This is a genomic window from Paraglaciecola aestuariivivens (assembly GCF_052983255.1).
Genome location: NZ_JBRKBA010000003.1, coordinates 381,885 through 393,040 on the forward strand (window position 1 = coordinate 381,885; position 11,156 = coordinate 393,040).

At 39.3% G+C, this 11,156-nt stretch carries 8 protein-coding genes; 6 read left to right on the forward strand and 2 right to left on the reverse strand.

Translation table 11 applies throughout. The features are described from left to right. Positions 1–100: 100 nt before the first annotated feature. Positions 101–2,788: a DNA topoisomerase (ATP-hydrolyzing) subunit A gene (gene gyrA / locus ACVCDT_RS06795; protein ID WP_447132007.1), complete on the reverse strand. Its 2,688-nt coding sequence runs from the start codon at positions 2,786–2,788 to the stop codon at positions 101–103. 273 nt (positions 2,789–3,061) lie between these two features. On the opposite strand from gyrA, the gene ubiG reads away from it, so the two are divergent. The 4 genes from ubiG to yfaE all read left to right on the forward strand — a co-directional run bounded on the left by ubiG (position 3,062) and on the right by yfaE (position 8,082). Beyond that, positions 3,062–3,778, forward strand: a complete 717-nt coding sequence (gene ubiG, locus ACVCDT_RS06800) for a bifunctional 2-polyprenyl-6-hydroxyphenol methylase/3-demethylubiquinol 3-O-methyltransferase UbiG (protein ID WP_447132008.1) — start codon at positions 3,062–3,064, stop codon at positions 3,776–3,778. Positions 3,779–4,301: 523 nt separating this feature from the next. Then, positions 4,302–6,617: a class 1a ribonucleoside-diphosphate reductase subunit alpha gene (nrdA, locus tag ACVCDT_RS06805; RefSeq protein WP_447132009.1), complete on the forward strand. Its 2,316-nt coding sequence runs from the start codon at positions 4,302–4,304 to the stop codon at positions 6,615–6,617. A 59-nt stretch (positions 6,618–6,676) separates the two neighbouring features. After that, a complete protein-coding gene (gene nrdB, locus ACVCDT_RS06810; protein WP_447132010.1) occupies positions 6,677–7,807 on the forward strand; it encodes a class Ia ribonucleoside-diphosphate reductase subunit beta in 1,131 nt (376 codons plus the stop codon). Positions 7,808–7,812: 5 nt separating this feature from the next. Next, on the forward strand, positions 7,813–8,082 hold the full coding sequence (yfaE, locus tag ACVCDT_RS06815) for a class I ribonucleotide reductase maintenance protein YfaE (RefSeq protein ID WP_447132011.1): 270 nt from the start codon (positions 7,813–7,815) through the stop codon (positions 8,080–8,082). Positions 8,083–8,183: 101 nt separating this feature from the next. Here the strand turns inward: yfaE and cysB are convergent, their stop codons facing one another. Beyond that, positions 8,184–9,158, reverse strand: coding sequence for an HTH-type transcriptional regulator CysB (cysB, locus tag ACVCDT_RS06820; RefSeq protein WP_447132012.1), 975 nt, complete (start codon positions 9,156–9,158; stop codon positions 8,184–8,186). Positions 9,159–9,391: 233 nt separating this feature from the next. Between cysB and ACVCDT_RS06825 the strand changes: the two genes are divergently transcribed. Next, positions 9,392–10,084 (forward strand): sensor histidine kinase, encoded by a 693-nt coding sequence (locus ACVCDT_RS06825; protein WP_447132013.1) that lies wholly within the window; start codon positions 9,392–9,394, stop codon positions 10,082–10,084. Between the two features lie 91 nt (positions 10,085–10,175). Continuing rightward, positions 10,176–10,943, forward strand: coding sequence for a hypothetical protein (locus ACVCDT_RS06830; RefSeq protein WP_447132014.1), 768 nt, complete (start codon positions 10,176–10,178; stop codon positions 10,941–10,943). Positions 10,944–11,156: the final 213 nt, after the last annotated feature.

Genomic DNA, 11,156 nt, shown 5'->3' on the forward strand with positions numbered 1-11,156 from the left:
GAGTGGCATTAGCCACTCGTTTGTTATTGCTAATTTATAGCTATTAATACCTATAAATTTGTTATTTTCCATACCTTTCAATATAAAAAATAACTCTCACTTATTCGTCTTGGTTTGACGCTGCATCTGTATCGCTCGCTTCAACAACAGTTGAGTCGCTTGATTCAACTTCTGAGCCTTCTGCAAGGTCAGTTTCAAGCTCTTCAATTTCGTCAATGCGTTGCAAACCTACAACATGCTCACCCTCAATAGTGCGAATTAATCTTACACCTTGAGTGTTACGTCCAACTGTAGAGACTTCATCTACACGGGTACGTACTAAGGTGCCTTGGTCACTGATAAGCATTATTTCATCGCTCTCATTAACCTGTACCGCCCCTACTACTTTACCATTACGCTCTGAAACTTTGATCGACACTACACCTTGTGTAGCACGACTCTTAGCCGGATAGTCAGCAATAGGTGTACGCTTACCAAAACCGTTTTCAGTGGCGGTTAAGATGGCGCCGTCACCACGTGGCACAATGAGAGAAATGACCTTTTGGCCTTCTTGCATACGAATACCACGTACACCTGTAGCCGTTCGACCCATTGGGCGTAATGCTAATAACTCTTCACCGGTTTCAGGATCAAGTTTCACATTGCCTGTTTCTGAATCTCGTTGTTTTTCGTTAAAACGTACAACTTTACCTGCATCTGAGAACAACATAATGTCGTCATCACCATGGGTAATATCTACCCCGATAAGCTCATCACCTTCGTTTAAGTTCACCGCAATGATGCCGTTTGCTCTAGGGCGCGAATAAGAGGTTAAAGCAGTTTTCTTCACTGTTCCGTTAGCGGTTGCCATTAACACAAACTTACCTTCTTCAAATTCTTGAATAGGCAAAATTGCAGTAATACGTTCACCGTCTTCTAGAGGAAGAATGTTAACAATAGGACGACCACGGGCATTACGACTGGCCAGCGGTAATTGATAAACTTTTAACCAATATAAACGACCACGAGTAGAGAAACACAAAATGTGATCATGGGTATTTGCTACCAACAGCTTTTCGATGAAATCTTCATCTTTCATCTTAGTTGCTGATTTACCTCGACCACCGCGACGTTGCGCTTCGTAGTCGTTTAGTTTTTGATATTTTACATAACCTTCGCGCGACAAAGTTACCACTACATCTTCACGTTCAATCAGATCTTCAATATCTATATCGTGTGAAGCAGCGGTGATTTCTGTGCGTCTTTCGTCGCCAAACTCATCACGTACTTTTTCGAGTTCTTCGCGAATCACTTCCATTAAACGTTCTGGGCTAGCCAAAATGTGCAATAACTCAGCGATGAATTCTAGCAGTTCACGATATTCAGATAAAATCTTGTCGTGTTCTAATCCAGTTAACTTGTTTAAGCGAAGGTCTAGAATGGCTTGGGCTTGTTGCTCTGTTAAATAATATAACCCATCGCGGATACCGTATTGTGGCTCTAACCAATCTGGTCTTGCAGCATTGTCTCCTGCACGCTCTAGCATTTCAGCTACATCACCTAATGACCACCCTTGAGCAGTTAAAGATATCTTAGCGTCAGCTGGGCTTTTTGATGCTTTGATCAAAGCAATAATAGGATCAATATTAACTAAGGCTATGGCTAAGCCTTCTAAAATATGTGCTCGTTCACGGGCCTTTTTAAGCTCATAAACGGTACGTCTGGTAACCACTTCGCGTCTGTGTAATACAAAGGCTTTTAAGATATCCATTAGGTTGAATATCTTAGGTTGGGTTTTATCTAGCGCTACCATGTTAATACCAAACACAGTTTGCATTTGTGTTTGCGCATATAAATGGTTTAACAAGACTTCGGCAGACTCGTTACGCTTCACTTCTACAACAATACGCATACCGTCTTTATCAGACTCGTCACGTAGTGCAGAAATACCTTCTATTTTTTTCTCTTTAACCAATTCGGCAATTTTTTCAATTAAGCGCGCTTTGTTCACTTGATAAGGAATTTCGTGAACTATTATGGTTTCTTTTCCGCTATCTTCAGTTTCGATTTCGGCCCGTGCTCGCATATAAATTTTGCCACGGCCTGTACGGTAAGCTTCTTCTATACCTTTTCTACCACTAATAATGGCGGCGGTAGGGAAATCTGGACCAGGAATATGTTCGATAAGCTCTTCAATGGTCAAGTCAGGATTGTCAATTAAGGCAATACAACCATTGATGACTTCAGTTAGGTTGTGTGGCGGAATATTGGTCGCCATACCAACTGCAATACCAGATGAGCCATTTACCAATAAGTTAGGTACTTTAGTTGGCAACACTTCTGGAATAAATTCGGTTTCATCGTAGTTTGGCACAAAGTTAACGGTTTCTTTTTCAAGATCGGCTAACAATTCGTGGGCAATTTTTGCCATACGAATTTCGGTATAACGCATAGCTGCCGCAGAATCGCCATCAACCGAACCAAAGTTACCTTGGCCGTCTACTAGCATATATCGCAAAGAAAAAGGCTGAGCCATACGAACAATAGTGTCGTATACCGCTGAATCACCGTGCGGGTGATATTTACCTATTACGTCACCTACCACACGGGCAGATTTTTTATAGGGTTTATTAAAATCGTTTTTTAGTTCGTTCATGGCGAACAAAACACGGCGGTGAACCGGCTTTAAGCCATCTCGTACATCAGGCAGCGCCCTGCCAACAATCACACTCATCGCATAATCGAGATAAGAGTTTTTTAGTTCTTCTTCTATATTAATGGGAAGAATTTCTTGGGCGTGATCAGTCATATACAGCCTTGTCCCTAGTCGTTATTATTAGAATCTGGTTAAGCAAAACCCGTTTGGTTAATTTTAAGCTAGGACTTAAAATTAGGCTTAGGGTTGTACCCAAATTTACATTGGTTTTCAACCGCTCGATTCTATCACCTACAAATAAAAATAAATAGCTTGAAGTCGCTCATATAGTAGCCAATTAAACCAAGAGGCTATATATCTGCGATTTTAATTGCACTTAATGTAGATTAAGATGGCAAAATATTGTGAGATACAAAAGCCAAATACATGACTCAAACTCAAAATGTTGATCTTGACGAGATCCAAAAATTTTCTGACCTCGCGTCTAGGTGGTGGGATTTAGCCGGTGAATTTAAACCTCTTCACCAAATCAACCCGCTTCGTACCGACTATATTCAACAACATAGTGGTGGTTTAGCCGGTAAACAGGTATTAGACGTAGGTTGTGGAGGCGGTATATTAGTCGAAAGCATGGCTCGTCATGGTGCACAAGTAACAGGCATAGATATGGGTGAAGCGCCGCTAGAAGTAGCAAAATTGCATGGTTTAGAGTCGGGCTTATCGGTTGACTACCAACAAACTACAGCAGAGCAGTTTGCTAGCCAACATCCACAACAGTACGATGTGGTAACTTGTTTAGAAATGTTAGAACATGTCCCCGCCCCTGCCTCAGTGGTGCAAGCCTGCAATCAATTAGTCAAACCAGGGGGGCATGTATTTTTTTCTACTTTAAATAGAAATATCAAATCTTATTTAATGGCTATAGTTGGTGCCGAGTATATTTTAGGTTTAGTGCCTAAAGGTACCCATCAGCACGATAAGTTTATTAAACCTTCTGAATTAATTGGATGGATAGACAACACAGATTTACATGTACAAAGAATGATAGGTTTACACCTTAACCCCCTCACTCAAGAGTATTATTTGTCTCAACAAAATGTAGATGTGAACTACATTATTCATTGCACTAAAATTAAAGACTAGATTTTAGCTCAATCTGTTTAAACTAAGCGTCTATTAGTCAGCATAGGCGCTGTCCATTCCAGACTTTCCCACTGCTAAATAGCTTTTTGGTCTTGTGTCAAAATTATCAGTTAAACACGACATATAGTGTGCCTGTGCAAAAAACACCCCTATATATCGATAAATTTGCAAAGATATTTTTTTATGATTAAAAAAATATAATGAAAAAATAAAGCAATTTTTTGCTTGCATTCCCAATAAACGAAACTCAAAAGGCGGTGTTAGGTGAGTCAACACTAACCTAAAATTAACTGGTTAAAAAGCCAGCATAAAACCACCATATCTTGGGTTGCATTGAAGTTAAAACCTCACTATCTTGTGTTCTGTTAACTTATCAAAACCAAAGGCTAATTCTCAGCCAAAATCAGCAGTAAATAGGTTAACTAACAAGTTTAGCTTAGGGGTAAGCGTATCCACAGATGCATTTTTGCAATGGAAAAACGTCATCTTACAAATTAAAACAAAAGAATAATGGCAATCTATAATGAATAATGAGTTATACGTCACAAAGCGCACGGGTGAACGCGAATTAATTGATCTAGATAAAATACATAAGGTCATTGAGTGGGCGGCTAAGGGATTAAATAATGTCTCTGTTTCACAAGTCGAAATCAAAGCACATATCCAGTTTTATGATGGTATAAAAACCGCAGATATTCATGAAACCCTGATCCGCTCAGCAGCCGATCTTATTTCTACAGATTGCCCAGATTACCAATATTTAGCTGCACGTTTAGCCATATTCCATCTACGCAAAAAAGCTTACGGCCAGTTTGAGCCGCCCGAATTATTAAGCCATGTAAAAAACATGGTAGCCAAAGGTAAATACGACCAACATTTGCTTGAAGATTACAGCGAAGCTGAATTTGCCGAAATGAATGATTATATTGATCATTGGCGAGACATGGACTTTAGTTACGCTGCGGTAAAACAGCTAGAGGGCAAATACCTGGTTCAAAACCGAGTCACTGGTGAAATATATGAAAGCGCACAATTTTTATACATTTTAGTAGCGGCCTGTTTATTTGCTAACTATGAAAAAGACACGCGCATGGATTACATCAAGCGCTTTTATGATGCCACCTCTAAATTCAAAATTTCTTTACCAACACCAATAATGGCGGGGGTTAGAACCCCAACTAGGCAGTTTAGTTCTTGCGTATTAATTGAAACAGGCGATAGCTTAGATTCAATTAACGCTACCTCTAGCGCCATAGTTAAATATGTTAGCCAACGCGCTGGCATAGGCATAAATGCTGGACGCATTCGCGCTTTAGGCAGCCCAATTCGAGGTGGCGAGGCTTTCCATACAGGTTGTATTCCTTTTTATAAGCACTTTCAAACAGCGGTTAAAAGCTGTTCTCAAGGTGGGGTTCGTGGCGGTGCTGCAACCTTATTCTATCCACTGTGGCACTTAGAAGTTGAATCTTTGTTGGTGTTAAAAAATAACCGTGGGGTAGAAGAAAACCGGGTCCGTCATTTAGACTACGGTGTGCAATTTAATAAATTAATGTACGCCCGCTTAATCAAAGATCAGCACATCACCTTATTTAGTCCGTCTGACACCCCTGGTTTATATGACGCATTCTTTGCTGATCAAGACGAATTTGAACGTTTGTATACCCAATACGAACAAGACGACAGCATCCGTAAAAAGCAAATTAAAGCCATAGAATTATTTAGTTTATTTATGCAAGAGCGCGCCAGCACAGGCCGTATCTATCTGCAGAACGTAGACCACTGTAATACCCATAGCCCATTTAATCCTAAATTGGCCCCAGTACGTCAAAGTAACTTATGTTTAGAAATTGCCTTACCTACTAAGCCGTTAAACAATGTAAACGATGAAGAAGGCGAGATTGCATTATGTACCTTATCTGCCTTTAACCTTGGTGCGATTGAGTCGGTAGACGAATTTGCTGAATTATCTGACTTAGCAGTGCGAGCACTTGATAGCCTATTAGATTACCAAGATTACCCTGTTCCTGCTGCGTTAAACGCCACTATGGGTCGCCGTACTTTAGGTATAGGTGTAATAAACTTTGCTTATTACCTAGCTAAAAATGGGGTGAAATACTCAGATGGAAGTGCCAACGGCCTAGTTCACCGCACTTTCGAAGCCATGCAATATCATCTGATGCAAGCTTCTTGTAATTTAGCTAAAGAAAAAGGTGCTTGTCCTAAGTTTGACGAAACCACTTATTTCCAAGGGTTAATGCCAATAGACACCTATAAAAAAGACTTAGACAAAATTTGTGATGAGCCTTTGCATTGCGATTGGGATGCTTTACGCGCAGAAATTAAAAAGTATGGATTACGCAACAGTACTTTGTCTGCCTTAATGCCCTCAGAAACCTCTTCGCAAATCTCTAATGCCACTAACGGCATTGAGCCACCAAGAGGCCACATCAGTATTAAATCAAGCAAAGATGGCGTACTAAAACAAGTAGTGCCTGAGTACGAAAGGTTAAAAGACCAATACGAATTATTATGGGACTTACCCTCTAACGAAGGTTATTTGCAGTTAGCAGGAATTATGCAGAAGTTTGTTGATCAAACCATTTCAGCTAATACCAGTTACGACCCAAATAAATACGAAGGTGGCAAAGTGCCAATGAAGTTATTACTTCAAGACTTGTTAACTAGCTACAAATTAGGTGTGAAAACCTTGTATTACCATAACACTCGTGATGGTGCAGATGACTCAACTCAACAAGAACTAGCCGGTCAGAAATTTGTACCGCAAGAAGTCGTAGAAGTTGAAGATGACGATTGTGCTGGCGGAGCATGTAAAATATAACGTTGAACAGCTGCTTAGGCAGCTGTTTTGGTTTGAACTTTTAATGGCAAAATAACTAAATGAAATATACCACCTTTAATCAAGTGAATAACAACCCGCTCACTGAGCCTATGTTTTTTGGGAACCCAGTGAATGTGGCACGTTATGACCAACAAAAACATCAGATTTTTGAAAAGTTGATTGAAAAACAAATCAGTTTCTTTTGGCGCCCGGAAGAAGTCGATGTCAGTAAAGACAGGGTCGACTTTCAAAAATTAAGTGAGCCAGAAAAACATATTTTCATTTCTAATTTAAAGTATCAAACCCTACTAGACTCCATTCAAGGAAGAAGTCCGAACATTGCCCTTCTCCCTATTATTTCTATTCCTGAGCTAGAAACTTGGGTGGAAACTTGGTCATTTTTCGAAACCATTCACTCGCGCTCTTATACCCATATTTTGCGTAATTTGTTTGGTGATCCCAGCAGTATTTTTAATGATATTGTTGAAAATGAAGAAATAAAAAAACGCGCGGCAGATATCAGCCAATACTATGATGACTTGATCTTTGCTACTCAGCTTTGGCAAACCCTTGGCGAAGGCACCCATGTGGTAAACGGCGAAAGTCATACTATTACCATGCGTGAATTGAAGAAAAAATTATACCTGTGCATGAACTCAGTTAACGCCTTAGAAGCCATACGCTTTTATGTATCTTTTGCTTGTACCTTTGCTTTTGCCGAACGCGAATTGATGGAAGGTAATTCTAAAATCATTCGTTTAATTGCCCGTGACGAAAACCTGCATTTAACCTCTACCCAACATGTATTAAACCTGTGGGCTAAAGGTAAAGACGATCCAGAAATGGCTGAGATTGCTGAAGAATGTAAAGAAGAAGCCACTCAAATATTTCTTAATGCTGTAGAGCAAGAAAAACAATGGGCGGCCTATTTATTTCAACAAGGTTCAATGATTGGGCTAAACAAAGAAATATTATGCCAATATGTAGAATTTATTGCTAACCACCGTATGTCAGCTATTGGTTTAGGCCAACCCTTTGACGTAAAAAGTAACCCTTTGCCTTGGATGAACAACTATTTAAGTTCTGACAATGTGCAGGTTGCCCCACAAGAGTCTGAAATTAGTTCTTATTTAGTCGGTCAAATCGACTCAGAAGTAAACGCCGATGACTTTGGTGACTTTGACTTATAATTCACATGAGTAATGTAAAAAACAGTATTTTGGTCAAAATAATTGATCAAAATACTGTTACTCACACGCCCAATCAAAGCCTATTAGAAACCCTCGAACAGCATAATGTTGAAATTCAATATCATTGCCGCGAAGGTTATTGCGGGGCCTGCAGAAGTACACTTATTAGCGGTGAAGTCACCTATACCACAGATCCCCTAGCCTTTATTGATGACGACGAAATATTACCTTGTTGCTGTGTGCCAAACCAAGATATAGAAATCAAACTGGCTTAAACCTTTCTACTTTTAAATTTATCCCATAAAAAAACGGCGACATCTAAAGATGCCGCCGCTTTTCATTAATTCTACTTTAACTAACTACAGTTAGCTGCGTTTTATCTAACAGGTAAGGTTAAACCTTTGAACATTTTTTCGACTTCGTCGTTATTCTTTAACATCATCGCCTGCTCAACCACAGACTTAGTTAAATGTGGGGCAAAACGTTCGATAAACTCATACATATAGCTACGTAAGAACGAACCTTTTCTGAATCCAATTTTAGTGGTGCTGTATTCAAATAAGTGACTTGCATCGATTTTCACTAGGTCACCGTCAAGCTTTTCATCTATCGCCATTGACGCTATTACCCCTACCCCAACACCTAACCTCACATAAGTTTTAATAACATCAGCGTCGGTTGCGGTAAACACTATTTTAGGCTCAATGCCAGCACTACTAAAGGCTTGATCTAATGAAGAGCGCCCAGTAAAACCAAACACATAAGTAACCAAGTTATAGTTGGCTAAGTCTTCAATGGTAATAGTGGCTTTTTTAGCTAATGGGTGATCGCGATTAACAATAATACTGCGATTCCAATGGTAACAAGGCAACATCACCAAATCGTTATATAAGTGCAAAGACTCAGTGGCAATAGCAAAATCAGCTTCACCTTTAGCAGCTAAATCACTTATTTGTGACGGAGTACCTTGATGCATATGCAAAGAAACTTTTGCGTACTTATTCATAAAGCCCTTAATCACATCTGGCAGAGCATAACGAGCTTGAGTATGAGTAGTGGCGATATTTAATTTGCCTTGATCTGGCAAGGTGTGTTCGCGAGAGACAGCTTTAATACTTTCAACTTTAGCTAATATTTCTCGTGAAATATTAATCACATCTTGGCCTGCTTCAGTCACATGAGTTAAATGTTTTCCACTGCGGCCAAAGATTTGTACGCCTAATTCATCTTCTAACATGCGCACTTGTTTACTGATACCTGGCTGTGAGGTATACAAACTTTCAGCCGTCGCCGATACGTTTAAGTTGTTATTTAATACTTCAACAATATAGCGAAGTTGTTGTAATTTCATGCCTGAACCCTGCCATTAATCAATAAAAATCAAGTTGATACATTTGTTATATAACTTTATAGATAAAAATTCCATTTGTTTTTGCAAAAAAGTTCTAAATATCTTAATGCTCTTGAAAATTAAAGAAAAAATCCCTTCTCCACTTTTCACCTAGGTTTGTTAATATGCCAGCATATCTTAATGCTTTTAATCATCTTACTTTTTAGCTTTAGAGCATAAATAAGGAGCCAATTGTGCCAAAGGAGCAAGAATTAATCGACTTTTCAACTGTATTAGGTTCAGCCGTACACGATATGAAAAACTCGCTTTGTTTGCTGATGCAGTCAATTGAAAACCTTGGCGCAAGCTTGGCAGACCCCAGCGCAATTACAAAAGAGCACTTAGCTTCAGCCCATTACGAAGCTTCCAGATTAAATACAGGTCTTGTTCAATTGCTGTCTTTGTACCGCGCAGGATTAAATAATTTGCCATTAAACATTGATGAACACGCGTTAGAAGATGTAGTAGAAGAATTAGTAGATAGCAACGCAAACTACTTAAATCATAAAAATATGAGTTTAGAAGTTAAGCAATCGGCCGATTTAATATGGTATCTAGATGCAGACTTAATTGGCATTCTACTAAATGACGTGTTGATTAATGCCTTACGTTATAGCCAAAAGAAAATCATATTGAGTGTTTATACAGAAAACGAAAACCTAGTGATTAAAGTAGAAGACGATGGACCAGGCTACCCACAAAGCATGTTAGAGGCCAATGAACTAAACATGCAACATTTAGATATTGGTCACGGTAGAACAGGTTTAGGTTTATTTTTTGCACGATTAATAGCCCAAGCACATACAGTGGGTAAACAAACAGGCAGTATCGCTCTAGAAAACGGCGGAAGTTTAGGTGGAAGCGTATTTACCTTAACGTTACCCTAACCCATTATTGAACTAGGTGTAACGGCCCAACTATTTAAATTACAGCAATAAAAAGGGTGTATGGCTCAATGAGTGGAATGAATTAAAGGTTATGATATTTACTGTAATAATAGTGTTGATTGTCGCTTTAGTGCTTATAGGCATTATAGTGAATGCTATTCAGCAACATAAAAATAAAATAGAAGCCGAACGCCGTGCTGCCCTGTCTAAACACAAAAGCATCATAGAAAACACCGAAAATGCGTTAGTAGCTGCCGAACAACTGCCTATTTCGCAAAGACTGATATATATCATGCACCGCAGAATTTTAGCCGCGTTAAAAGCCGCCCAACGCCTCGGAGACGGCACCACAGGAGCCAAAGAACGCATTAAAAGTGTTGAGAATGGATTAAGCAACATTGACCTAAAACAACCTCCTCCAACAGATGAACAATTCAGACTGCCTAGTAACGATAAACAAGTAATACAGTTTATACGTGGGATCAAAACCTTAAGAGCTTTATTACGCGCCGAGTTTAAAAAAGGCCACATTGATAGCCGAGTGTTTGTGGCAGAAGACAAGTTACTCGAAAGACTACAACTTCGAGCAAACGTTGACACCTTAATTAAACGCGGTGATGTAGCCTTAAAAAGCAATCAATTTGGCTCAGCTCGTCAATGTTTAGAAAAAGCGATAAGTGCACTTTCTAGCCAGCCCAACCCAGATGATTTTATTATGGCAAAACAAGCTAAATTAGAAGCCAAGCTGTTAGATATAGAAAAGAATCTACGTAATGCAAACAAACAAGACGTGGCTAAAAGAGAAGCCTCTGAACGCGATGAACTTGACGAGTTGTTTTCTGAAAAGAAAAAATGGTAATTGCAAAAGCAAGTATCGGGTTTCATTTTTCCAAAGCAGCGGTTTAGGCTTTTATAGTAATTTCTGGCTGACTTAGATGTGAAGATCGCATTTACTGAGAAAGCGGTCGTTGCACTTGGCTTAAATTTAAAAGCACGCTTCGCGCAATCATCCCTGATTGTTTATGTCTCGAATCCCTTCGAGCCAGTTACTTTTTCTTCAACAGCAAAGAAT

Bases quoted from the DNA above. Each gene is read 5' to 3' on its own strand.
- nrdA (WP_447132009.1), top strand. From the start codon at position 4,302: ATGAATAATGAGTTATACGTCACAAAGCGCACGGGTGAACGCGAATTA.
- ACVCDT_RS06830 (WP_447132014.1), top strand. From the start codon at position 10,176: ATGATATTTACTGTAATAATAGTGTTGATTGTCGCTTTAGTGCTTATA.
- gyrA (WP_447132007.1), bottom strand. From the start codon at position 2,788: ATGACTGATCACGCCCAAGAAATTCTTCCCATTAATATAGAAGAAGAA.
- nrdB (WP_447132010.1), top strand. From the start codon at position 6,677: ATGAAATATACCACCTTTAATCAAGTGAATAACAACCCGCTCACTGAG.
- ubiG (WP_447132008.1), top strand. From the start codon at position 3,062: ATGACTCAAACTCAAAATGTTGATCTTGACGAGATCCAAAAATTTTCT.
- yfaE (WP_447132011.1), top strand. From the start codon at position 7,813: ATGAGTAATGTAAAAAACAGTATTTTGGTCAAAATAATTGATCAAAAT.
- cysB (WP_447132012.1), bottom strand. From the start codon at position 9,158: ATGAAATTACAACAACTTCGCTATATTGTTGAAGTATTAAATAACAAC.